24 protein-coding genes are annotated in these 22,964 nt (G+C 46.0%); 9 read left to right on the top strand and 15 right to left on the bottom strand.

The features are described from left to right. Positions 1-97: 97 nt before the first annotated feature. The 3 genes from A8140_RS04750 to A8140_RS04740 all read right to left on the bottom strand — a co-directional run bounded on the left by A8140_RS04750 (position 98) and on the right by A8140_RS04740 (position 2,415). Positions 98-1,042 carry a LysR family transcriptional regulator gene (locus A8140_RS04750; RefSeq protein ID WP_005430870.1) on the bottom strand — a complete coding sequence of 315 codons (945 nt, stop codon included), beginning with the start codon at positions 1,040-1,042 and terminating at the stop codon, positions 98-100. Between the two features lie 71 nt (positions 1,043-1,113). Continuing rightward, positions 1,114-2,085 carry a lytic murein transglycosylase gene (locus tag A8140_RS04745; RefSeq protein ID WP_005536157.1) on the bottom strand — a complete coding sequence of 324 codons (972 nt, stop codon included), beginning with the start codon at positions 2,083-2,085 and terminating at the stop codon, positions 1,114-1,116. Between the two features lie 48 nt (positions 2,086-2,133). Continuing rightward, a complete protein-coding gene (locus A8140_RS04740) occupies positions 2,134-2,415 on the bottom strand; it encodes a YcgL domain-containing protein (RefSeq protein ID WP_005430875.1) in 282 nt (93 codons plus the stop codon). A 197-nt stretch (positions 2,416-2,612) separates the two neighbouring features. Here A8140_RS04740 and minC point away from each other — a divergent pair, with 197 nt between their 5' ends. From minC to minE, 3 genes are read left to right on the top strand one after another with little or no spacing between them, the layout of a single operon-like run. Next, entirely contained in the window at positions 2,613-3,275 is a 663-nt protein-coding gene (gene minC, locus A8140_RS04735) for a septum site-determining protein MinC (protein ID WP_005536153.1), read from the top strand. A 17-nt stretch (positions 3,276-3,292) separates the two neighbouring features. After that, positions 3,293-4,105 carry a septum site-determining protein MinD gene (minD, locus tag A8140_RS04730; RefSeq protein WP_005437688.1) on the top strand — a complete coding sequence of 271 codons (813 nt, stop codon included), beginning with the start codon at positions 3,293-3,295 and terminating at the stop codon, positions 4,103-4,105. 2 nt (positions 4,106-4,107) lie between these two features. Beyond that, positions 4,108-4,371, top strand: coding sequence for a cell division topological specificity factor MinE (minE, locus tag A8140_RS04725; RefSeq protein ID WP_005437690.1), 264 nt, complete (start codon positions 4,108-4,110; stop codon positions 4,369-4,371). Between the two features lie 411 nt (positions 4,372-4,782). Here the strand turns inward: minE and rnd are convergent, their stop codons facing one another. The 8 genes from rnd to A8140_RS04685 all read right to left on the bottom strand — a co-directional run bounded on the left by rnd (position 4,783) and on the right by A8140_RS04685 (position 12,535). Continuing rightward, positions 4,783-5,901, bottom strand: coding sequence for a ribonuclease D (rnd, locus tag A8140_RS04720; RefSeq protein WP_005536150.1), 1,119 nt, complete (start codon positions 5,899-5,901; stop codon positions 4,783-4,785). Positions 5,902-5,988: 87 nt separating this feature from the next. Beyond that, positions 5,989-7,680 carry a long-chain-fatty-acid--CoA ligase FadD gene (gene fadD, locus A8140_RS04715; RefSeq protein WP_005536148.1) on the bottom strand — a complete coding sequence of 564 codons (1,692 nt, stop codon included), beginning with the start codon at positions 7,678-7,680 and terminating at the stop codon, positions 5,989-5,991. A 105-nt stretch (positions 7,681-7,785) separates the two neighbouring features. After that, positions 7,786-8,640: an alpha/beta fold hydrolase gene (locus A8140_RS04710; protein WP_005536146.1), complete on the bottom strand. Its 855-nt coding sequence runs from the start codon at positions 8,638-8,640 to the stop codon at positions 7,786-7,788. 6 nt (positions 8,641-8,646) lie between these two features. Next, positions 8,647-9,204, bottom strand: a complete 558-nt coding sequence (locus A8140_RS04705; protein ID WP_005536144.1) for a Slp family lipoprotein — start codon at positions 9,202-9,204, stop codon at positions 8,647-8,649. 25 nt (positions 9,205-9,229) lie between these two features. Further along, positions 9,230-9,535, bottom strand: a complete 306-nt coding sequence (locus A8140_RS04700; protein ID WP_005536142.1) for a hypothetical protein — start codon at positions 9,533-9,535, stop codon at positions 9,230-9,232. A 53-nt stretch (positions 9,536-9,588) separates the two neighbouring features. Continuing rightward, on the bottom strand, positions 9,589-10,290 hold the full coding sequence (gene tsaB / locus A8140_RS04695; protein WP_005446440.1) for a tRNA (adenosine(37)-N6)-threonylcarbamoyltransferase complex dimerization subunit type 1 TsaB: 702 nt from the start codon (positions 10,288-10,290) through the stop codon (positions 9,589-9,591). A gap of 45 nt (positions 10,291-10,335) precedes the next feature. Continuing rightward, complete coding sequence (locus A8140_RS04690) at positions 10,336-12,261, bottom strand: ATP-dependent DNA helicase (RefSeq protein WP_038862752.1); 1,926 nt, start codon at positions 12,259-12,261, stop codon at positions 10,336-10,338. Positions 12,262-12,352: 91 nt separating this feature from the next. Beyond that, positions 12,353-12,535 carry a hypothetical protein gene (locus A8140_RS04685; protein WP_005534198.1) on the bottom strand — a complete coding sequence of 61 codons (183 nt, stop codon included), beginning with the start codon at positions 12,533-12,535 and terminating at the stop codon, positions 12,353-12,355. Between the two features lie 249 nt (positions 12,536-12,784). On the opposite strand from A8140_RS04685, the gene purU reads away from it, so the two are divergent. The 3 genes from purU to A8140_RS04670 all read left to right on the top strand — a co-directional run bounded on the left by purU (position 12,785) and on the right by A8140_RS04670 (position 15,828). Further along, complete coding sequence (gene purU, locus A8140_RS04680) at positions 12,785-13,618, top strand: formyltetrahydrofolate deformylase (protein WP_005534200.1); 834 nt, start codon at positions 12,785-12,787, stop codon at positions 13,616-13,618. A 208-nt stretch (positions 13,619-13,826) separates the two neighbouring features. Beyond that, positions 13,827-15,455, top strand: a complete 1,629-nt coding sequence (locus tag A8140_RS04675) for a serine protease (RefSeq protein WP_005534202.1) — start codon at positions 13,827-13,829, stop codon at positions 15,453-15,455. Between the two features lie 4 nt (positions 15,456-15,459). Next, positions 15,460-15,828, top strand: coding sequence for a hypothetical protein (locus tag A8140_RS04670; protein WP_005534205.1), 369 nt, complete (start codon positions 15,460-15,462; stop codon positions 15,826-15,828). A gap of 71 nt (positions 15,829-15,899) precedes the next feature. Here A8140_RS04670 and A8140_RS04665 read toward each other — a convergent pair whose 3' ends face one another. Beyond that, complete coding sequence (locus tag A8140_RS04665) at positions 15,900-16,496, bottom strand: VOC family protein (protein WP_005534206.1); 597 nt, start codon at positions 16,494-16,496, stop codon at positions 15,900-15,902. Positions 16,497-16,716: 220 nt separating this feature from the next. On the opposite strand from A8140_RS04665, the gene argS reads away from it, so the two are divergent. The 3 genes from argS (at position 16,717) to A8140_RS04650 (ending at position 19,696) form a co-directional block, all read left to right on the top strand. Further along, positions 16,717-18,450 carry an arginine--tRNA ligase gene (gene argS / locus A8140_RS04660; protein WP_005534209.1) on the top strand — a complete coding sequence of 578 codons (1,734 nt, stop codon included), beginning with the start codon at positions 16,717-16,719 and terminating at the stop codon, positions 18,448-18,450. A gap of 146 nt (positions 18,451-18,596) precedes the next feature. Beyond that, the gene (locus tag A8140_RS04655; RefSeq protein ID WP_005382194.1) at positions 18,597-19,025 is read left to right on the top strand and encodes an HIT family protein; all 429 of its coding nucleotides are present in this window, start codon (positions 18,597-18,599) and stop codon (positions 19,023-19,025) included. A gap of 149 nt (positions 19,026-19,174) precedes the next feature. Then, a complete protein-coding gene (locus tag A8140_RS04650) occupies positions 19,175-19,696 on the top strand; it encodes a YqhA family protein (protein WP_005534212.1) in 522 nt (173 codons plus the stop codon). Between the two features lie 109 nt (positions 19,697-19,805). On the opposite strand, the gene A8140_RS04645 is transcribed toward A8140_RS04650, so the two are convergent. The 3 genes from A8140_RS04645 to A8140_RS04635 are packed head-to-tail and all read right to left on the bottom strand — an operon-like array spanning position 19,806 to position 22,536. Beyond that, on the bottom strand, positions 19,806-20,036 hold the full coding sequence (locus tag A8140_RS04645; RefSeq protein ID WP_005534215.1) for a FeoC-like transcriptional regulator: 231 nt from the start codon (positions 20,034-20,036) through the stop codon (positions 19,806-19,808). Then, a complete protein-coding gene (feoB, locus tag A8140_RS04640; RefSeq protein ID WP_038862751.1) occupies positions 20,033-22,309 on the bottom strand; it encodes a Fe(2+) transporter permease subunit FeoB in 2,277 nt (758 codons plus the stop codon). Before feoB ends, A8140_RS04645 begins: the two co-directional genes overlap by 4 nt. Further along, the gene (locus A8140_RS04635; protein ID WP_005426705.1) at positions 22,309-22,536 is read right to left on the bottom strand and encodes a FeoA family protein; all 228 of its coding nucleotides are present in this window, start codon (positions 22,534-22,536) and stop codon (positions 22,309-22,311) included. Before A8140_RS04635 ends, feoB begins: the two co-directional genes overlap by 1 nt. Positions 22,537-22,964: the final 428 nt, after the last annotated feature.

The following is a 22,964-nucleotide window of genomic DNA, read 5'->3' as shown; positions in this document are numbered from 1 at the left end:
ATAAAGATAAACGTTTGCTTAAAGTTATTATTTCCAAATGGAAAAGATGTTTCTGGATTTGGAAAAACTTTGTGATTCAAATCACCTTATGTATTCCCTACTTAGGAATCGAAATATACGGCGCTAATCGCTGATCCCAATGGCAAGGAGAACCGATCTTCTGTTTGATGAATTCGATCACTGCTGAGATCTTTTTCGGCATATGCTGACGACTTGGGTACACCGCATAAAACGGCATGGACTGGCTGGCTTTCCAATCTGGTAGAAGCTGGATCAATTTGCCTGAGCGGAATTCATCCCCCAGCAAGTAAGTGGCTAAGTAAGCAATCCCCCACCCTGCGATTGCGGCATCACGCACCGCTTCTGCTAAATCGACTGAGTAGTTGCCAGAGACTTTCACGTTGAGCTCTTGCTCGCGATTGGTGAACGCCCAGCTGGTGTAGTCACGCTCCCAACTGCGGTAAATAAGGCAGTTATGCTGCGACAAGTCATTCGGTTCGGTTGGCGTATCGTGCTTGAGTAAATAATCCGGCGATGCGGCAACCACGAATTGGCAATCTGCTAGACGCTGAGCAATGTAGCCTTCTGGTAGGTGTTCATTATTGGTGATCCACAAATCCAAGCCTTCTTCGAGCATATCGACTTTGTAATCGAACAAATGCACTTCGACTTGCAGTTGCGGGTATTTCTCGCGAAGTTCTTGAATGGCAGGAATGATATGCAAGGTGCCAAAAGACTGCGACAAACCAAGACGAACCAAACCGGCGACTTCATCGCGCTGGCTTTCCATCTCTAACGTTGCACTGCTAACGGCTTGCACCACTTGCTCACAGTGGTGATAAAAGGTTTGCCCGGCTTCGGTTGGCGTGAAGCTGCGCGTGGTGCGTTGCACAAGCTTGATACCCAGTGAAGCTTCCAACTGGCTGAGCTGTTTACTAACGTGAGAAACAGACACGCCTAGGCTCTTTGCCGCAGCGGTAAAGTTCTTATGTTTGATCAACGCTGAGAAGATCACCATTTGTGCAGCACGTTCAGATAACACGCAAACCTCGTTTCAAATAGAGAAAACAAAGGGCTCCGAAGAGCCCCTTTTTATTCGTTTATACATTCAACCTAGAATGTGATGCGGTCAGCTAAGTGACTTACCGCCAGTGCGAAGTAGTAAGAGCGGTTCCACTTCATCAACACATTGTAGTTGTTGTACACCAAGTAAGTACGACCGTTCTCATCGTCTGGCATGATCAACCAAGCCTTGATGTCTTCGTCCAACTTAGGAAGTGAGCTGCCATCGTATTTGGTGATGCCAAGCTTGCTCCACTCTTGCAGATACTTACCTTTTTCCGCTTCGCGACCTTGCAGGTTATGGTCGATGCCGTGTGGCACTTTAACCTGACGACCCCAAGTGAACTTATCATCCCAGCCAGATTTACTTAGGTAGTTCGCAGTAGAAGCAAACACGTCCGCTTCTGATTGCCAGATGTCTTTCTTGCCGTCACCATTACCATCCGCGGCAAAGCGTAGGAATGAGCTTGGCATAAACTGACATTGACCCATCGCACCAGCCCAAGAACCTTTGAAATTCTCTAGCTCGATATGACCTTCATCTAGGATTTGTAGTGCCGCCATTGTTTCTTTACGGAAGAACTCTTCACGACGACCTTCAAATGCCATGGTCGATAACGCGTCGATCACGCGGAAGTTACCAGTGAACTTACCGAAGTTACTTTCTACGCCCCAAAGTGCAACGATAAAGCGCGGCTGCACGCCAAACTCATCGCCAATGCGTTTAAGTTCAGCGTAGTGTTCTTTATACAGTTGCTTCGCTTGCTTAACCTTCCACTCAGGTACCGCGCGAGGAATGTATTCGTCTAACGTCAGTTTCTTCTCAGGTTGGTTACGGTCAGCTTTGACTGCACGTGGTTTGTATTCCACATCAGCAAAAGCGGCATCGATCACCTGTTCGGAAATGCCTTTATCACGCGCTTCTGCACGCAATTTATTTAGGTATTCATCAAAGCCGTCGCTACTTGCAAAGGCTGAAGTGCACATACCAACGCTGAGCATTGCTGCCAGTATCTTTTTCATATCGCCCTCCTCGAGCGAGGCAGAATTCCCAGATGAAAAGCGGTGACGTTATTCGCCTTTCTGCTGGGCTTTTTGTTCTTTGTATTTTTCTAGTAGGTTTTCCGGCGGAGGCGGAACCTGTAGGAAGAAACCATCATTAATTAATGACGTTTTCACTTTCTCGACATCAACTTGTGCCAAAGTACGACCATCAAGTTTGATTGTCATCACCGGCATAGGCTTACCGAACATCTGCATTAACGTGTCAGGAACCTGTGAGAAATCATCCTTTTTCGGAATATAGAGATAAGTGCCTTCTTTTCTGGAGCTTTTATAAATAGAACAAAGCATGACGAGCCTTTTGTGCTGATTTACCCGCTTTGAGTGCGGATTTTGTTGAAAACGTAAAATTCTCGCAAACTTGATAGCAAATTTGAGATTAATTCACTTATTTGCCCGCTTGAGAACTTGCTGCGCTAAAGGATGAAATATAACATGACAGACCTAGTTTAAGGCAACGCTCTTTCAATAAAGGCAAGAAGTCCACGATGACCCATTCACCTGACCTTAAAGGTAGCAGTTTTACATTGTCAGTTTTACACCTTTCTGACAACGAGATCGCTAAGACTGTCGAATTTTTGCAAGAAAAGGTTTCTCAAGCACCCTCTTTCTTCGCATCCGCACCTCTGGTTATCAATATAGCAAAAGTAGAAGGCGATATTGATTTCACCGCACTTAAACAAGGCATCGCCGATGCAGGGTTTATTCCGGTTGGCGTGACTGGCTGTAAAGATAAGCGCGTTCAAAACCTTGCCTCAGAAGCGGGCTTCGCCATCATGTCTGCAAGCAAATCTCCAACTCAAGCACCAGCGAAAATTGCGCCGACCAAAATCGTTCGTACGCCGGTACGTTCTGGCCAGCAGATTTACGCCAAAGACGGTGACTTGGTTGTACTAGCACACGTAAGCGCTGGTGCAGAAGTGATTGCTGATGGCTCTATCCACATTCATGGCACCCTACGTGGACGCGCCATTGCTGGTGCGAGCGGCCAACAAGAAGCACGAATTATTTGTCACGATTTACAAGCTGAACTGGTTTCCATTGCAGGAGATTACTGGTTGAGCGATCAAATTGAGAGTGAGTATTGGCAAAAGAAAGTAATGATCAGTAAAGCCGAAGAATCATTACATCTAGAAACACTCACGATTTAGTCTAAAAAGGAAATAAAATGGCACGCATTATTGTAGTAACGTCTGGTAAAGGTGGCGTTGGTAAAACCACTTCAAGCGCAGCCATCGCCTCTGGTCTGGCTCTTAAGGGCAAAAAGACTGCGGTGATCGATTTTGATATCGGCTTGCGTAACCTCGATCTTATCATGGGCTGTGAACGCCGCGTGGTGTATGACTTTGTTAACGTCATCAACGGTGAAGCAACGCTTAACCAAGCGATGATCAAAGACAAGCGCACAGATAACCTATTCATTCTTCCAGCTTCTCAAACACGTGATAAAGACGCGCTAACCAAAGATGGCGTGCAACGTGTGTTCACTGAGTTGGATGAAATGGGCTTCGACTTCATCATCTGTGACTCTCCAGCAGGTATTGAGCAAGGTGCTCTGATGGCGCTGTACTACGCAGATGAAGCGATTGTAACGACAAACCCAGAAGTGTCTTCGGTACGTGACTCTGACCGTATCTTAGGTATTTTGGATTCTAAGTCTCTACGTGCTGAGCAAGGTCTTGAGCCAGTTAAGCAGCACCTACTACTGACGCGTTACAACCCTTCTCGCGTAACACAAGGTGAGATGCTAAGCGTTGAAGACGTAGAAGAGATCCTACACATTTCTCTACTGGGCGTAATTCCAGAAAGCCAAGCGGTACTGAATGCATCAAACAAAGGTGTGCCAGTGATCTTTGACGAGAACACAGATGCAGGCATGGCTTACTCTGATACGGTAGACCGCCTACTGGGCAACCAGGTTGAATTTCGTTTCCTTACTGAGGAGAAGAAAGGACTCTTTAAACGACTATTCGGAGGCTAGACATGTCACTACTAGAATTTTTCCGCCCACAAAAGAAAACTTCTGCGAATCTAGCCAAAGAGCGTTTGCAGATCATCGTTGCTGAGCGTCGTAGCCAGAACGATCCTGCGCCTTCTTACTTGCCTCAATTGAAAGAGGACATCTTGAAGGTGATCAGCAAATACGTTGCGATTGATCCAAACATGGTGGATTTGACGTTCGAACACAAGGACGATGATATTTCGGTTCTTGAGCTCAACGTGAAGTTGCCAGAGGACGAGAAGTAATTACTCTTCGGCTTTAATTGAGAGTCTTCCTTTTCGTCATTCTGGTCAACGAGTTACGAACGTGATTCGGTACCTATGACTAGCATGCTCGGGTTATGGAAAAAAGGTTTTGAATTCAAAGCGAGCTGTCAGTAGATTCCTAGTCTCACTTAGGTTCGCTGGAATGACCCAAGACCCCTTCGTCATTCTGGACAGCGAGGTACGAGCGTGATTCAGAATCTTTGACTAGCGTGCTCGGGTGGTTGATAGAAGGTTTAGAATTCAAAGCGAGCTGCCAGTAGATTCCTAGTCTCACTTAGGTTCGCTGGAATGACCCTGTGGCTTAGTCCTGCTGAAATGAGCACTCAAAACAAAAGACAAATGCGTGTTACAAAAAAGGTTGGCGATAATGCCAACCTTTTTTATTGGTACTTACTTCAGCACCTTATTCATCTTCTCGCCGAGTAATTCAAGACGCCAGCCTTGCATTACATCCGGTAGACGCGCTGGGTCACGGTCTTTCTTCCATACCCAACTGATGATTTGGTTAATCTGCTTTTTAGACGCCAAGAACTCGGTCGCCAAGCCTGACTTTTGCGACGCTACCTTCACCACATCCTTCATGTTCTTGAAGATTTGCTTGTAGCCTGGGTAATCCATCAAACGTTCGATTTTCGCTGGGTAATCATCGGCTGGTGTTTGCTTCGCTTGCTTCACAATACCCGCAATCTTCGCACCGTGGCGGTTAATCGCACGAATATCGATGCCTTCCGCTTCCATCTTCTTAAAGCCAGTCAAACCAAGACGAGCCACTGTCAGCAGGTCACCTTCTTTGAAGATAAAGTTCAGCGCAAGGTCACGCTTAATCGCTTCGCGGTAGCGCCAAGTCGCCAAAGGCTTAAGAATCGCAAGTTCAGCCGGTCTTAGCTGCCATGAGCCTTTGATGTCTAGGTAGGCATTTTCTTCGTTCACGCTGCGAATACGCTTTGATACCAGTAAGTCGCTCTCTTGCTGAACCGCCTCCCACCAGCCTGCTTCGTTCACTTTATCTAATAGCTTCTCGTAAAGGGGCATTAGGTAGTGCACGTCAGCCGCAGCGTAATCAAGCTGCTTTTGAGTCAGTGGACGCGCCATCCAGTCAGTGCGAGATTCGCTCTTGTCTAGCTCGACGCCAAGGTATTCTTCCACCAGCGTAGCGAAGCCCGTCGACAGGCCGTGACCTAGGAAAGCGGCCATCAACTGCGTATCCACCATTGGGAATGGTGTACAGCCAAAGGCATTTTGGAAGACTTCTAAATCTTCACCACACGCGTGCAGTACTTTTAGCACTGAGGTGTCTTTTAGCAACTCGACGAACGACGTCATGTCCGTCAGTTCTGTCGGGTCGATAAGAGAAAGTTGTTTGCCATCGAAAAGCTGAATCAATCCTAGTTGCGGATAGTAAGTCCTGATTCGCACGAATTCGGTATCCAGCATAACTACGTCGGCTTCTCTTGCTAGAGCGCAGACTTCTTCTAGGTCTTTGTTTTTCGAAATGATCTGATAGTTCACATGCTTCTCGCTATAAAAAAATGCCAGCAAAACGCTGGCATTCTAACACTATTTGGCAATAAATGGTTGTTGCACAAAGAAATCCGCTTATGCGCTCTTCTTCGCTAGCTCTGCGTCGTTCTCTTCACGCAGTACGCGACGAAGGATCTTACCTACGTTGGTCTTAGGTAGATCTTCACGGAACTCAACCAACTTAGGCACTTTGTAGCCAGTTAGGTGTTGGCGACAGTGTGCAATCACTTCGTCTTTGGTTAGGCTCGGATCGCGTTTTACAACGTAGATCTTCACCAACTCGCCAGACACTTCGTGAGGCTGACCGATTGCCGCTACTTCTAGCACTTTACCGTGCAGTGCAACTACGTCTTCGATTTCGTTCGGGTAAACGTTGAAGCCAGACACAAGAATCATGTCTTTCTTACGGTCAACGATGTGTAGGAAGCCTTCATCATCAAACTTAACGATGTCACCCGTCGATAGCCAACCGTCTTCGTTGATCACTTCTTTGGTCGCTTCTGGGCGCTGCCAGTAACCTTGCATCACTTGAGGACCGCGAACTTGAAGCTCACCTGTCTCTGTGTTTGCTAGTGCGTTACCTTCTTCATCAACAATACGTACTTCTGTTGATGGCACAGGCAGACCGATAGAACCATTGTATTCCACTAGGTCGTGCGGGTAAGCCGCCACCAATGGAGAACATTCTGTTAGACCGTAACCTTCTAGTAGGTAACAGCCTGTGGTCTTTTGCCATTTTTCAGCGACAGCACGCTGCACGGCCATACCACCACCTACTGCGAGGCGAAGGTTGCTGAAATCTAGCTCATGGAAATCTTCGTTGTTCACTAGCGCGTTAAACAGCGTGTTTACACCAGTAATCGCAGTGAACTGGTATTTTTGCAGCTCTTTCACAAAGCCCGGAATATCACGCGGGTTAGTGATAAGCAGGTTGTTGCCACCCATTTCGACGAACAGTAGACAGTTCACCGTCAGCGCGAATACGTGGTAAAGCGGCAGTGCCGTAACAACAAGCTCGCGACCCGGAGATAATACAGGACCATAAGCGCCTTTCGCCTGCATTACGTTGGCGATCATGTTGCGGTGCGTAAGGATTGCGCCTTTCGCTACGCCCGTTGTACCACCAGTGTACTGAAGGAATGCAATATCATCGCCAGACATAAATGGTTTCACGTACTGAAGACGACGACCTTTGTGCAGTGCTTTACGCATTGAGATTGCACCCGGTAGATCGTACTTAGGCACCATGCCCTTCACATACTTAACCACGAAGTCGACAAGCGTACCTTTTGCACGTGGCAGCATTTGACCAAGACTGGTCAGAACCACGTGTTTCACTGGCGTGTTTTCTACGATTTGCTCGAGCGTGTTCGCGAAGTTAGAAACGATAACGATCGCCGTTGCGCCAGCATCGTTTAGCTGATGCTCAAGCTCACGAGGAGTGTAAAGTGGGTTCACGTTCACAGCGATACAGCCTGCACGCAAAATACCGAATAGCGCGACAGGGTATTGAAGCAGGTTTGGCATCATAAGAGCAACGCGGTCACCCTTCTTCAGCTTAAGTTCATTTTGTAGGTATGCGGCGAATGCGCGGCTACGCTCTTCCAATTTGCGGAAGGTCATGACCGAGCCCATGTTCATGAATGCCGGTTGGTCTGCGTATTTTTGAACAGACTGCTCGAACATTTCTACCAAAGACTCATATTGCTCTGGATTGATGGTTTCAGGTACGTCACTTGGATAACGTGAAAGCCATGGTTTATCCACGATGTTACTCCTCGTTTATAACTGGCAAAAAATAGCGTCCTTTTTATTTTGAGCACTATTACAGCACAGCAAACGTGCTTGAGCACGTAACTCTCAAACACTTGTTTAAATTTTGTTAACTACACCAAGAATTCGCTTTGTCACCTCGAGTGTTTGCTCTAAATGACAATGGTGACCACCCGCGACAGAAACCACATTCGGTGGATTTTCGCCCCAATCGACTTGGTTAGACTGTAAATGCTGAAATCCTTTGTCACCCAAAATGATCAGGTGCGGACAGCGTATTTGGCTGGTGATCGAGTTCGCGTGGTCCTGTGCCATGCGGTAAAGAGAATCGCACTTTAATTTGGCATCGTGTCGCCAAAACCATTGGTTCTCGCGACATTCAGTTCCGCGCTCTACGATTGGCATCAACTGCTCGGCGGTCAGGTGATTCGCTTGCATGCGTAGCTTTAACGCCAGATCGAAAGAAGCGATAGCTCGCTCCGGTTTGTTGCGTTGACGTTGTCGGCTAAGGACACCATCACGCAGTCGTTTCACGCTATTGGAAGGCTGTTCTGCGAGTGGACCCGCTCCTTCAATTTGCACCAACGCTTCGACCTGTTCAGGAAAGGCAGCACTATAGCAACTTGCGATTAATGCGCCTAGTGAATGACCTACTAACACCAGTCTGTTTGGCGATAATTCATCCAATAATTGGTGTAAATCAGCAATGTAGTCGTGGAAGGGATAGTAATTGTCCGAGGATTTATGACTGGATAAGCCATGACCAAATAGGTCAATTGCCAGTAAATGAAGATCAGGATTGCACTGATGTATGGCGTTCATCAAGTTTTTGAAGCTGCCCGCGTTATCCATCCACCCATGAAGAAAAACGACTGAACAAGCAGTCGTTTTTTCGTTTCCGATCTCTAAGGCTGCCATGCTCCCATTTGGGAGTGCAAAACGGCGCTCATTCATCACAGATTATTTAACCTTCTTGATCACCTTGCCGTCTTGCGGGAAATCCGAACGCATCATACGGCAGTTAATGGAGTAACAAGGGTAGTAATAGGTTGGCGTATCGTACATACGTAGGCGCTCTTCAATCTTCCATAGGCGGTAACCATCGCCTTTGATCGCCGGGAAGATGTATTGGTGCTCACCAATTTTGCCTTCTTCTTCGCCCGCGCCTTTACCAACAACGGTAATAAGTCGGCCTTGGCTAAACGCAACCGGCTCTAGGTAACCATCAAAATAAACCGCGAAGCGACCCGTTGGTTCTTGATCGATGTCCGGCTTACCTGATTTGCCGATCGGCAGATTTACGATCTCCAGACGCGTTTGGTCTTTCAAGTTATCCACTTTCGCTATAACACCACCAAGACGGACATCATTAGCAGCCTGTCCTTGGTCTTCAGCAAAAGCTTTGTAATCCGTCAAAACCTGCTCAGTGCTTGCATTCAGCTCTTCAGGAAGAGAACTACAAGCAGAAAGCCCGAATGCCGCGATAATAACCAGAAAAATACGTCCAGAAAGTTTCATAAACCCACACTATAAATTCGTTTTTTTACACATAGATATCGACACCAAGTAATTGGGCAAGTTCCTCTTTCTTAGCTCGATTCATGACGTCCATATACTGTTCCATTGCTTTGCGAGCATGACCCTCGGGCAAATCATATTGCACTTGAGCACGATGAATCTGAGACTCATCCACTTGCTTAATGGAATGCGCGACAGCGTTCGCCACCTTAGAAGGTTGACCAACGGGCTGCTTATCTTGAGCTTTCTTTACCTGCCCTTTTTGACCGACTTTATTGGTGCGTTTTGCACCCGGTATTAACGCAGGAGGTAAACCATTGATAGACGCCATAACGCTCCATAAAAATACAGGGCAAACGCCCCGTATATTCTAGTAGTAATGAATTATTCGCGACCCGGAAGTTTCTTCCACGTTACATTATCGCGCAGATAAACCGGGCTCGATTCTTCTACTGGGACTGTGTTGCCTTTCTTAAGTTCCTGTTCAGCAAGAATCACGATGTCTTGCGAATCAGGGTAAAGCACATCACCGCTCGTTAAGTTGAGTGGCAGTTTGCCAAGATCTTCTTGGTAAGCATCCCAACCAGTACCCGCTTTAGTCCACGTTTTGTCGTCTGCTTGTGCTTCTTCCGCTAGACGCGCTGGTGGAATAACACATTCTGCATCGACACCAGCCCATTCACCGTTTTCTTGGCGAGTGTAACGTGCCCAGTAAACTTCACTCATACGCGCATCAATCGCAACCGCGACATCCGTTGCACCGTGCAGACGGTAGCTTGCTTGTGCCATCGCAGCCAGCGTTGAAACGCCAATCATTGGTAAGTCAGCACCAAACGCCAAACCTTGCGCGATACCAATACCGATACGAACGCCAGTAAAGCTGCCCGGACCACGACCAAACGCCAATGCGTCTAGATCTTGTAGAGTCAGGCCCGCTTCTTTCAGTACTTCGTCTACCATAGGCAGTACTTTCTTAGTGTGGTCACGAGGAGCCACTTCACTGCGTGAAATCACTCGGTCATTAACCAGTAGCGCAACTGAACAGTTCTCAGTTGCCGTATCGATAGCAAGAATTTTTGCGCTCATGTAACTCTCTACAATTCTTCTTTAATTTATTGATGCCACAGCGCATTAGTCTGCGGCAGGTTGTTCTGTTTTTAGGAATGTTTTGATTCGTTCCAAATCCCGTGTTCTTGGGATTGGCGGTAAGCTGCCAAGGAAGGTGCCACCGTAATCACGCGTTACCAAACGGTTGTCGCAAATGATTAAGGCACCATGATCTTTTTGGTCTCGAATCAAACGTCCTACGCCCTGCTTTAACGTGATAACCGCATCTGGGATTTGCACTTCTGCAAACGGCTCACCGCCACGTAATCGACAATCTTCGATTCGGGCTTTGAGCAGCGGGTCATCAGGGGCAGTAAACGGTAATTTGTCGATGATAACACAGCTCAGCGCATCACCTCTAACATCGATCCCTTCCCAGAATGCACCCGTCGCCACCAGCAGTGCATTACCCAGTTCCATAAACTCGGCAAGGGTCTTTTGTTTGCTCATCTCACCTTGCATTAGCACAGGCAGATCCAGCACTTCACGGAAGCGTTCACCAAGCTCACGCATCATGCTGTGCGAAGTACACAGGAAGAAACAACGCCCGTCGTTCTCTTCAATCACAGACGCAAGCATTCGCACCAGTTTGTCGGCTAAGCCTGGGCTGTTTGGCTCTGGCAAATAACGAGGCACACATAGGCGCGCTTGCTTCTCGTAATCGAACGGAGATGGCAACGAAAACTGCTGCTTCGGGTTCAATCCAAGACGATCGGTAAAGTGTTTAAAGTCGCCAGATACTGCAAGGGTTGCAGACGTGAAAATCCACGCGCCTTGTTTGATTTCAATTTGCTCATGGAATTTATCTGCAACCGATAGCGGCGTAATGTGCAGAGCAAAGTGGCGGGGAGATGTGTCGTACCAGTATGAGTAACCAGTAATATCGACATCACAAACGCGATCAATTCGTCCTTTGATCAGGTTGGCACGCTCAAAAGCGGTATCCAGCAATTGGCTTCGACCTAGCGCCAGTTTCAACACATCAATCGCCAAGTCTAAGCTATCGGTTAAGCGCACCAATTCACGCTTGATCGATTCCGACTGCAGCGCTTCACGCCAGTTTCCACGAAAGCCCGGTTCACCGAGCACGATGCGCATATCCATCGCACTTTGCATCAGCTTTTCACCGACTTTTTGTAGCTGGCGCATGTCTTTTGCTTCAGTGCGGTAGGCTATCTCAATGTCTTTAGCGAGCTCTTGGATCTGACGGCTAGAGATCGATTGTCCGAAGTATTCGCTGGCAATGTCTGGAAGCTGGTGCGCTTCGTCGAAGATGAACACGTCAGCTTCTGGGATCAACTCACCAAAGCCGGTTTCTTTGATCGCGAGGTCTGCAAGGAACAAGTGGTGGTTGACGACAACAATGTCTGAATCCATTGCGCGTTTGCGTGCTTTTAAGACGAAACAATCGGTGTAGCTCGGACACTCTTTACCCAGGCAGTTATCGTTGGTGGAGGTAATGGTTGGGATGATCATGCTGTCTTCTGACAGATCATCACAGTCACCTAAATCGCCCGTTTTGGTTTCAGACGACCAAGTGCGGACTTTAACCAATTGAGTCAGCAGTGTTGGATCGGCCTCATTAGTATGGCTCTCGACCATTTGTCGGCTAAGACGATCCAAACATAGGTAATTGGAGCGACCTTTTAGTAGCGCAACTTGTCCATAAAAGCCCAAAGCATTGACCATCAAAGGCAAGTCACGGTGATACAATTGCTCTTGCAGGTTCTTCGACCCGGTACTGATGATGACTTTTTTGCCACTTAATAGCGCTGGCACAAGGTAAGCGAAGGTCTTACCCGTTCCCGTTCCGGCTTCTACCACCAGCTGAGTTTGGTCTTTGATCGCACTGCTGACAGCTTCTGCCATATCGATTTGTGGCTGGCGAGCTTGAAAGCCCGGAATGGCTTTGCCTAACGCGCCCTCAGAGGAGAATGTTTTTGCGATCATGCCTGACATCTGGTTGGAAAAATTGTCGTGAGTATATCAGAGATACTTGTTCAATCAGACAACCTGCAGCGCTATTTCTGTCTATTCACTCTCAACGACTCAATACGGTTTGCAGAAACGAGGGTTCCTCTTCCGACAAAGTGCTCATGGATTCAGAGACGGTTAGTTTCCTCAGTTGACGTTGCAACAGAGATTTTTGGTTTGCATTGAGCAAATGTAATTGTTCCATTAACTGGCGGAGATCCTCATCAGAAACACCAAAATGTTTAGGCATCCTTTACCTCCTCGACATTAAACACACGAATACTGAATCGCTTATATCAATTCGAGGGTTAACGCAGAGTAAACCTTGGTGTTTTAAATGAACAAATGAAGCACACCAAACAAAGGGTTCAACGGATAATTTGTTGAAACCGCGCCGAGAATAGATTATTTATGAAGTCAAATTGCTGTACGATTCACGCTTCTGACGTGACCCTTTTATTCGTACGCTAGAAAAATAATACATGGAAGTATCTGATTTATGGAAAAGAAAACACTGTTAACCCATTGTTCTGACGCACCGGGTTTGATCTCAAAAATCACCAATATCTGTTATAAGCATCAGCTGAATATCGTTCATAATAACGAGTTTGTTGATAACACCAGTGGACACTTTTTCATGAGAACCGAGTTGGAGGGTTACTTCAACGATCAAACGCTACTCGCCGATTTAGACCAAGCGCTGCCACAAGGTGCAAAACGTAAACTTATTAGCTCTCGGCGTAAACGCATCGTCATCCTAGTAACCAAAGAAGCGCACTGTCTGGGTGATATTCTGATGAAGACTTACGATGGCAGCTTAGATGTTGAAATTGCTGCGGTTGTTGGTAACTACGACAAACTTCAAACACTCACTGAACGTTTTGATATCCCTTACCATCACGTGACTCACGAAGATCTTAGCCGTGAAGAGCACGAGCAGAAGATGCTTGACGTGATTGATCAATATGATGCCGATTACCTTGTACTGGCGAAATACATGCGTGTTCTCACTCCGACTTTCGTGGAGAAATACCGTCACAAGATCATCAATATCCACCACAGCTTCTTACCCGCGTTTATCGGTGCTAAGCCATACCAACAAGCTTACGATCGCGGTGTGAAGATCATCGGTGCTACGGCGCACTTCGTGACAAATGACTTGGATGAGGGTCCAATCATCAAGCAAGACGTTATTCCAGTGGATCACACGTTCAGCGCACAAGATATGGCGCAAGCAGGTCGCGATGTAGAGAAGAACGTATTGAGCAAGGCTCTGAATAAAGTGGTCAATGACCACGTATTTGTTTACGGCAATAAGACGGTTATTCTGTAATTACTTCTCTCTTTTTACAATTTCACTATTAATAAACCCGCCTAATCGGCGGGTTTATTTTTTCAACAGTATCTTCCGCAATAAATCCCAAGAATCACTCCCCTATTTTATAGCTTTTCATTTTCTTTCAGCCATTTACTTGAGTAATAACTCTATCTATAATTAATTCTCATTTCTTATAAAATCACTTTAATATTACGGAATTAAAATGAAAAAAACGTTAGTGGCTTTTCTGATTGGGCTGACTTTGCCAGCAACCACAATCGCAGATACTCTTGAGCCTGTTAAGAATGATGTAACCACTCGCATTATCGGCGGTGAGCCAGCCAATACTTCTGACTGGAGGTTTATTGCTTCACTGGTACGTAAAGGACAGCCAGCATCTATTGGTCACTTATGTGGCGGTAGTTTCCTTGGTGGAAAATACGTATTAACTGCTGCGCACTGCGTAGAAGACTTCAATGCGGACGATCTGGATATCGTTCTTGGTCTTTATGACAAAAACAGAGAGTCTCAAGCACAGCGCATCGCCATTAAAAATATCTATTCACATGATGAATATAACAACATAACAACGAACAATGACATTGCTCTTATTGAGTTGGAACGCAGTGTCGACAGCGCGACTATTGCTCTTGCAACGCCAGAAGTTCTAGCTAACGTACGCGCAGGAGATAAAGTACATGTCGCAGGATGGGGAAACACCTCTACGACAGGAAGGGAATTTCCGGCTGTTTTACAACAAGTTGATTTAGAGTATGTGGATCGAGAGACCTGCCAAAACCTAAAAGGAGATTACGCCAAGGTATCAGATGATGGCATCTGTGCGGGATACTATTGGGGAGGAAAAGATAGCTGCCAAGGAGATAGCGGCGGTCCACTCATCGTTGATGATAACGGTATCAACAAATTGCTAGGCGTGGTCAGCTGGGGGGATGGATGTGCTCAACCAAACGCTTATGGTGTTTACGCCAACGTCGCTCATTTTCAACACAATGGATGGATAGATAGCCATCGCAATACTATCAGCTTCACTAAGTACCGAGATCTTCGTTTCGTTGAGCGAAAAGCGCAGCAAGAGACCTTTACTATTCGTAATGACGATACTATCCCATTCAACATCTACCAAAGCACAATAACATACGGAAGTACCATCGAGAAAAGCAATTGTACTGGTACCTTAAAGCCTTCGCAAAGCTGTCAAATTACCGTCGGCTACCAACCTAGCTATTCGGAATCAGAAACAACGATAGAGCTCTTTACCGATCATCCGAAACTGTCCAGACTCACAACAACTTTCGAGTATTCAGGTGTAGATAAAGCAAGCAGATCAGTGCGTAATGCCATTCCGCTAGCAGACGCAAATGTTTATACCGGTCAAAACGCTTGGACGGCTGAAAATGGTGAACTGCAATCAGCGGATATGGGAGCTTATCCTGGTGTATCTGAGCTGGTTTTGACCGATCTTCCGAAGGGCAAACTTACCATGGATCTCAAAGTAATGTCCGATGGTTTTGATTACTTGCTCATCTTAGTTAATGGTGAAATTTACGATAGCACCAACCAACTCCTCGATTATAAAGAGATCCAGATCGATCTTTACAAAGCATCTAATACGATAACGTTTGCATACCTCAAACACCCGCTTTCAAGTGGCATTTACAGCGCGCAAGCATTTGTTCGCAACATAAATATGTCAGTCAGCACAGACAATACGGGTGATGCTGGCAATACTGGTAACGACGTTAATAAAAAGTCTAGTTCAGGCGGCAGTTTATCTATTGGCCTACTGGTGTTAATGGCTGCAGGTTCATTCGTACGACGCAAAAAAAGGTAACGAGATGAAACATAGACTCAAGATATTCCTACTTGGTTTGGGCACTATCAGTTTAACTGCATGTTCAGCAAACGCAGGACTGCAAACAAACCAGACGTCTGAGCACCAAGCAATGATGGTAGAGGCTTATAGGACAAGTGAGAGTCAAATTTCATTTATCACAGAGTCTAACGGCTGCAGTGAAAACGAGGACTTTAGCCTAAAAATAGAGCAAAGCTCACAGACAGAAGCTCTTATTACTATCGTTAGAGACAAGGCGGATCATTGTAAACGAATGCCGTTTGCCAAAACTTTTACACTGCCTCTAGATGAAGAGTTGCAAGGCAAAAAGCTTTTCATTACAAACCCAAAAAGCAAGTCACTAACTAAATAATAGTTAGCTTGCAAAAGGGAGCCTCGGCTCCCTTTTTGCTTCCAACAACTAAGCAACTCTCACTCTAGCGTTTACGACTGCTCAGACTCAACAATACGCTTGAGTGAATGCGGGTGCAGCTTGATACAAATGCCTTGATACTTAAACGCCACCGTTGGGTTATTCAAGCGTTCGCCTTCCCCTTTCGGGCTCGATAGTTTGATCTTCACACCCAGCTCTTCTAACTCATTAAAGCGTGCGCCAAACGCTGGATAAGTGTGTCTCAAATCAGCAAGAAACTCATCTGCGGTTTCGGCATGAGACGGAATCACAAACTCCACATGTTCCCAGCTTTCAGTTGGGTAGATTTTGCCTTCCGCAGGGTATGGCAGCTCCAGACACTCAATCTTCCAGCCACGGCTTTCCAACGCTTTATCGAACTCAATAACAATAATTGGGCGACCGTTGATTTTCGCTTGTGAAATCACCTTTCCGTATTGACTCCAAGCCTCATGCGCAGCTTTTGCAGTATCAGTATCGTTAATACGCAACGCAATATGGTCAGCTTGAGCAAAGCTCAGATCCAGTTTTAACAGGGATGCAAACTCTTCAATCTTCGCCATAAATGCATCCAAATCTTGGATCATCAATTCAGGCGCTAGGCGTTTTTCAACTAGTTGAGTCGTCATTGTGGCTCTCTTGTGGGGCTATTTATCTCATTACTCTGAGCGCAATAGTAAACGCAAACCAAGCCTCATTTCCATTCAATCGAAAAAGTATAAATTTCCCCAATTCCTCTCTGTATGAAAAGCAATAAAGTTGTTATCATTAGCCCCATTTTTGTGAACTCCAGCAGAACTTGGCACTTACTTCGCCGAGTTCTTCGTCCTTGAATTGAAGGAAACGCGTGTGAATATCCAAGCACTTATTAATGACAAAGTATCTCAGGCTCTAGAAGCCACTGGCGCACCTGCAGGCAGTCCTGCGGCGGTACGCCAATCAGCAAAGCCACAATTTGGTGACTACCAAGCAAACGGCGTAATGGGCGTTGCTAAAAAACTGGGTACTAACCCACGAGAATTTGCACAGAAAGTACTGGATGTTCTAGACCTAGACGGTATTGCGAGCAAGACAGAAATCGCAGGTCCTGGTTTCATCAACATTTTCCTAAGCGAAGAGTTCCTAGCAAAGCAAGCGGAAGCAGCATTGGCTGATTCACGCCTTGGCGTTGCAGCAGACGAAGCTCAAACTATCGTTGCTGACTACTCTGCACCAAACGTTGCGAAAGAAATGCACGTTGGTCACCTACGTTCAACCATCATCGGTGATGCGGTAGTACGTACTCTTGAGTTCCTAGGTCACAAAGTGATCCGTGCGAACCACATCGGCGACTGGGGTACTCAGTTCGGTATGCTTATCGCAAACCTTGAGCGTGTACAGCAAGAGTCTGGCGAAGTTTCTATGGAACTGGCTGACCTTGAAGGCTTCTACCGTGAGTCTAAGAAACTGTACGACGAAGACGAAGAATTCGCAGTGAAGGCACGTAACTACGTTGTGAAACTGCAGAGCGGCGACGAGTTCTGCGCAGAAATGTGGAAGAAGCTGGTTGACGTAACCATGATTCAAAACCAACGCAACTACGATCGTCTAAACGTATCTCTATCTCGTGATGACGTAATGGGCGAAAGCATGTACAACGACATGCTACCTAAGATCGTAGCAGACCTTAAAGCACAAGGTCTTGCGGTTGAAGATGACGGCGCGCAAGTTGTATTCCTTGAAGAATTCAAGAACAAAGACGGTGAAGCGATGGGCGTTATCGTTCAGAAACGCGACGGCGGCTTCCTATACACAACAACGGACATCGCATGTGCGAAATACCGTTACGAAGAACTAGGCGCGGACCGCGTACTTTACTTCATCGACTCTCGTCAACACCAACACCTAATGCAAGCTTGGACTATCGTTCGTAAAGCGGGCTACGTGCCAGAGTCAGTATCTCTTGAACACCACGCGTTCGGTATGATGCTAGGTAAAGACGGTAAGCCATTCAAGACTCGTGCAGGTGGTACGGTTCGTCTTGCTGATCTTCTAGATGAAGCAGAAGTTCGTGCAGCACAGCTGATCGAATCTAAGAACCCAGAACTAGCCGAAGACGAGAAGAAAGCGATCGCTAACACAGTTGCAATGGCAGCGGTTAAGTACGCAGACCTTTCTAAGCACCGCACCACGGACTACGTGTTCGATTGGGACAACATGCTAGCGTTCGAAGGTAACACTGCACCATACATGCAATACGCTTACACTCGCGTAGCATCTGTATTCGCTAAAGCTGGCATTTCTATGGATGATCTACAAGGTGAAATTAAGATCACTGACGAGAAAGAAAAAGCGCTTATCGCAAAACTTATGCAGTTCGAAGAAGCGGTTCAATCTGTTGCTCGTGAAGGTCAACCACACATCATGTGTAGCTACCTATTCGAACTAGCAGGTCAGTTCTCTAGCTTCTACGAAGCGTGCCCTATCCTAGTTGCTGAAGACGAAGCCGTGAAACAAAGCCGTCTGAAACTAGCAGCGCTAACAGCGAAGACCATCAAGCAAGGTCTGTCTCTACTAGGTATCGATACTCTAGAGCGTATGTAAGCGAATCGAGAATCGAGAATCGAGAATCGAGAATCGAGAATCGAGAATCGAGAATCGAGATGATTTCGAAAGGTTGGCGTGAAAGCGTCAACCTTTTGTTTTATCTAGCGTATACTGATGTCATTCAATTCAAATCGGATAACATAATGAGTTTTGAACTGCATCCTCAACTGGCAAAAGACACCACCGTTATCGGCCACTTCCCACTGTGTGTGGCGCTTCTGCATAAAGACAACGCCGTGCCATGGGTTATCTTGGTCCCTAAACGTGCAAACCTAAAAGAGCTTCACCACTTGCCAATGCAAGAACAGCAACAGTTTTTGCTAGAGTCTCAAGCGGTAAGCCAAGCACTGGAAGCAACCTTCCGTCCAGACAAGCTAAACCTTGGTGCACTAGGTAATATGGTGCCACAGCTGCACATTCACCATATTGCTCGCTTCAAAGATGACGTAGCATGGCCGGGACCAGTTTGGGGGAACACCAAAGGTGAATTCCGTACAGAAGAAGAGCAAAACGAATTGCTTGGTCGCATTAAAAATGTGCTGTCACTGAGCTCTATTTTCCAAAAAGCATAAGCACTGCTAGCGAAAATAATTCGTCTTTGAATACGACTGAAATAGACAGAGAAAGATTAATACATATTTGTAACAATCTTTCTCATTTTCTGGGATTATCACTTAAATCAAACTTGTTTAGACTGCCAGCTCAATTAGAGAGGGTCATCATGAAACAAGTCTTCAACACATTCCGATACGTTAGCTGGATCGCCATCATCTGTTCTATGGCTGCTTCGTTCTTGCTTTTTGTTATGGGCGCAGCAAAAACCTATTCGGCATTTGCGGTCTTCATTCTTAATCAAACACCTCCAGAAGCACTCGCACATTTAGATAAAGCAGACATCGCGATCGCGTATTTGATCAAGTCACTGGATACGTTTCTTGTCGCGTTAGTTTTGTTCATTTTTGCTCACGGCATCTACACACTGTTTATTTCCAACAAAGCTAAAGCGAAAACACAAGACCGGTCGGTTTTGCATTGGATCAGAACCCCAAACATCGGCCACCTAAAAAATATTTTGGCTGAAGTCATCATCGTGATCTTGTTTGTGAAGTTCTTAGAGCTCGTACTGATTAACTTCGACAGCTTAGATTGGACGATCTTAACATTACCTATTTCGATTTTAGTTTTAAGTCTTGGTTTGAAGTTCCTAGGCTTAGGCGCGACTAAACACTCTGAAGAGCATTGATCCCGCAGTATTCACAAACAATAACCAGAAAAAGAAAAGCCGCATCGTTGCAGATGCGGCTTTGTCGTTTTTACGTGATAACTTTTTAGGTGACTAATTCTGACAATCGCTACATGGTGACTGTCAGAGATAGACCATCTTGCTTGGTCACCGAGTAGCGTACTCGAGTCACGTCATGAGCTTTATTAGTGTCGACTAGGCGGCAAATTTTGCCCTTCTTAATCCACACGCTTAACATTGCGTCGGCACCATCTTCACTCATCCCAAATTGCTTAGCCAGATCTGACTGGGACACGGTTCCTTTGTCTGCAATGTATTGATAAAGCTCTTTTAAAATCATGCTACTTGCGCCTCCAACGAACCTTGTTGCTTCTTGCCAACTCGCTTGAACACACGATACGTGCCAAGGAAGATAGCTACGATCGCTGCCATCCAAATACCGCTAGTAATCGGACTATACGCGAAGTGCGTCAACTGGTTGTAGAACGTTGCACATAAGTACGCTAACGCCATTGTCCAAACTGCAATAAAGCGGGCGAACTTATGGCCAAATTCACGAACGTAGGCACCCATCGCCGCCACACAAGGAGTGTACAGTAGGATAAAGATTAGGTACGCAAATGCAGCATTGCCAGAGGTAAACTTCGCTTTAATGTTGCCAAAGATAGACGCATCAACTTCTTGATCTTCTGCTACTGCATTTGAGTCTGTTAAGTCACCAACCTCAATACCGAGCGGATCTGAGTAGCTCAAGCCAGCAAGGTTTTCAGGGATACTCATTACCGCCTCTTCTAGGCTGCCCATTAGATCGAATTCAGCTTCTTCACCATCGCTTGGTGTGGTATATAGGCTGTTCAACGTACCAACCACCGCTTCTTTCGCGAAAATACCGGTAATAATACCTACTGTCGCTGGCCAGTTATCTTCTTGAACACCGATTGGCGCGAAGACTGGTGTTACGACTTGTGCTGCTTTAGAAAGTACAGAGTTCTCACTGTCTTCGTTACCAAAGCTGCCATCAGTACCTAGCGAGTTAAAGAAGCTAAGAATAGCAACAACAACAACGATCGTTTTACCTGCACCCAATACAAAGCGCTTTAGCTTTTGCCATGTTTTGATTACAACGTTTTGTAGAGTAGGAAGCTCGTAGTCCGGCATTTCCATCACCAAACTATCACTGCTACCTGGGTAAAGCGTGTGCTTAAGGAAAAGACCCGTGAAGATCGCTGCCACAATACCAAGTAGGTAAAGTGCAAATACGATGTTCTGACCAGAACCAGGGAAAAATGCCGCAGCAAACAGCGCGTATACTGGCAGACGGGCACCACATGACATAAACGGCGCCATAGATGCAGCCAATTTACGCTCACGCTCTTGGTCTAGGGTACGAGTCGCCATGATTGACGGCACGTTACAACCAAAGCCAAGAACCAGTGGTACAAATGCTTTGCCCGGCAGACCGATTTTTTGCATGACTTTATCAAGTACAAATGCAGCACGAGCCATGTAACCTGAGCTCTCAAGTACAGCTAGGAACAGATACAAACACGCGATAACCGGAATGAAGGTTGCAACAGTCTGGATACCACCGCCGATACCGTCAGCAAGAACCGTCGCTAACCACACTGGTAAATGGCCGTCTAGTAAGTGGTGACCACCATCCACTAATATCGCACCAACACCGATGTCGAAAAAGTCGATGAACGCACTACCGATGTTGATAGAGAACATAAACATCAGGTACATCACAACAAAGAAGAACGGGATACCCACCCACTTGTTTAAGATGAACTGGTCTAGCTTTTCAGTCACACTACGACTCAGCTTACCTTCACTACGGCGTACTTTCTTACACTCTTCATGAAGATGTGTGTATTTTGTGTCAGCAACGTGCAGGTCAACATCCAGTTCAAGCTCAGCGATCGTGTTTTCAACGCTGTTGCGGTCAGCATCAGACATGCTGTTAAGAACCAATACGTCTTTTTCTAGCGCACGAATCGCTAGAGCACGGTTGGAAACGGTTTGATCATTGAAAAGAGCCGAAACGTTGTTGATAGCCGCTTCCATTTGCTCGCCGTAGTTCAAAGAAATTTCTTTTAGTGCAACACCTTGAACCACAGACTTATGCAGCTTCTCTTTAAACTCTGCAACTTGTCCTTTATTCGTTGCAGACAAACTCACTACTGGGCAACCCAATGTTTTTTCTAACTCTGCAACGTTAATGACTTGGCGCTCACGCTTAAGCGCGTCCATCTTGTTCAACACGACGATCATTGGGCGACCGAGTTCGCGCAACTGCAACGTCATATATAGAGAGCGTTCTAGACTTGTTGCGTCCACCACGTTGATGATCAAGTCTGCAGGATGAGTAAGTACCGCACGAGATGCAATAGATTCGTCGATACTGTTACTGTCGTTGCCACTGTCTAGAGAATAGATGCCCGGAAGGTCTGTCAGTAAGAACTCATCACCAGCATGTTTGTACTGACCTGTTTTCTTTTCAACAGTCACACCAGCCCAGTTACCGACTTGCTGCTTAGCACCAGTCAGGCCATTGAAAAGCGTCGTTTTACCACTATTAGGGTTACCAACAGTAAGAATTTGGTATTGCATTATGCTCGCTCCACTTCGATGTTCTGCGCAATGGTTTCTCGCAACGCTACAGAAACACCACGGACTTCAACTTGCAGCGGGTCACCCATTGGCGCACGTCGAATCACTTTTACTTCTGTGTTTGGCAATAACCCCATAACCATAAGCTTTTTTCTGACATCCGATGTGAGACCTTCCAATAATCGGATGGTCACCGTTTCTCCGGGTTTAATTTCTGATAGCTTCATAGTGGCCCTTAAGAGTATTGCTAATGATAAATATTATTATTAAGACTATTTAATGCGCCGATTCTACTCTTCTACATCACCTTAATCATTGTGTGAAATCAAAGATTTCACTATTACCACCGACAGTTTAACGTTAACTCCGTCAAGTTATATCACGTCATTTTCGTCAAAATCGAATATTTTCAGGCTGACCAAAATTAACACAACCGTAACAAACCAAGTTGGGCAACATTAATTTTCATTTAAAAACAGAACTTTAATATCAAAATGAAACTTTGTCGCTTTTCTCACATAAAGCTGTCGTTATTTTTATAAGAAAAATAAGTAAGGTCTCGTATAGTTAACTCATCGAGAGGCAACAGCCACTCAAAAGAATTCCAGAGGTGGCATGGCAACATGTCACTCCGGCAGCAAGCGAAGGTGTCATT

Origin of the sequence: Vibrio campbellii CAIM 519 = NBRC 15631 = ATCC 25920, from assembly GCF_002163755.1 — a bacterium.
Taxonomy (GTDB): domain Bacteria; phylum Pseudomonadota; class Gammaproteobacteria; order Enterobacterales; family Vibrionaceae; genus Vibrio; species Vibrio campbellii.
The sequence above is the reverse complement of the archived record's forward strand: the minus strand, read 5'-3'. Positions and strand labels throughout refer to the sequence as shown.

Bases quoted from the DNA above. Each gene is read 5' to 3' on its own strand.
- A8140_RS04740 (WP_005430875.1), bottom strand. From the start codon at position 2,415: ATGCTTTGTTCTATTTATAAAAGCTCCAGAAAAGAAGGCACTTATCTC.
- feoB (WP_038862751.1), bottom strand. From the start codon at position 22,309: ATGCAATACCAAATTCTTACTGTTGGTAACCCTAATAGTGGTAAAACG.
- A8140_RS04645 (WP_005534215.1), bottom strand. From the start codon at position 20,036: ATGATTTTAAAAGAGCTTTATCAATACATTGCAGACAAAGGAACCGTG.
- A8140_RS04710 (WP_005536146.1), bottom strand. From the start codon at position 8,640: ATGAATGAGCGCCGTTTTGCACTCCCAAATGGGAGCATGGCAGCCTTA.
- A8140_RS04705 (WP_005536144.1), bottom strand. From the start codon at position 9,204: ATGAAACTTTCTGGACGTATTTTTCTGGTTATTATCGCGGCATTCGGG.
- A8140_RS04650 (WP_005534212.1), top strand. From the start codon at position 19,175: ATGAAACAAGTCTTCAACACATTCCGATACGTTAGCTGGATCGCCATC.
- minC (WP_005536153.1), top strand. From the start codon at position 2,613: ATGACCCATTCACCTGACCTTAAAGGTAGCAGTTTTACATTGTCAGTT.
- tsaB (WP_005446440.1), bottom strand. From the start codon at position 10,290: ATGAGCGCAAAAATTCTTGCTATCGATACGGCAACTGAGAACTGTTCA.
- A8140_RS04700 (WP_005536142.1), bottom strand. From the start codon at position 9,535: ATGGCGTCTATCAATGGTTTACCTCCTGCGTTAATACCGGGTGCAAAA.
- A8140_RS04655 (WP_005382194.1), top strand. From the start codon at position 18,597: ATGAGTTTTGAACTGCATCCTCAACTGGCAAAAGACACCACCGTTATC.
- A8140_RS04675 (WP_005534202.1), top strand. From the start codon at position 13,827: ATGAAAAAAACGTTAGTGGCTTTTCTGATTGGGCTGACTTTGCCAGCA.
- minE (WP_005437690.1), top strand. From the start codon at position 4,108: ATGTCACTACTAGAATTTTTCCGCCCACAAAAGAAAACTTCTGCGAAT.
- A8140_RS04690 (WP_038862752.1), bottom strand. From the start codon at position 12,261: ATGATCGCAAAAACATTCTCCTCTGAGGGCGCGTTAGGCAAAGCCATT.
- minD (WP_005437688.1), top strand. From the start codon at position 3,293: ATGGCACGCATTATTGTAGTAACGTCTGGTAAAGGTGGCGTTGGTAAA.
- A8140_RS04670 (WP_005534205.1), top strand. From the start codon at position 15,460: ATGAAACATAGACTCAAGATATTCCTACTTGGTTTGGGCACTATCAGT.
- purU (WP_005534200.1), top strand. From the start codon at position 12,785: ATGGAAAAGAAAACACTGTTAACCCATTGTTCTGACGCACCGGGTTTG.
- A8140_RS04635 (WP_005426705.1), bottom strand. From the start codon at position 22,536: ATGAAGCTATCAGAAATTAAACCCGGAGAAACGGTGACCATCCGATTA.
- A8140_RS04685 (WP_005534198.1), bottom strand. From the start codon at position 12,535: ATGCCTAAACATTTTGGTGTTTCTGATGAGGATCTCCGCCAGTTAATG.
- A8140_RS04745 (WP_005536157.1), bottom strand. From the start codon at position 2,085: ATGAAAAAGATACTGGCAGCAATGCTCAGCGTTGGTATGTGCACTTCA.
- A8140_RS04665 (WP_005534206.1), bottom strand. From the start codon at position 16,496: ATGACGACTCAACTAGTTGAAAAACGCCTAGCGCCTGAATTGATGATC.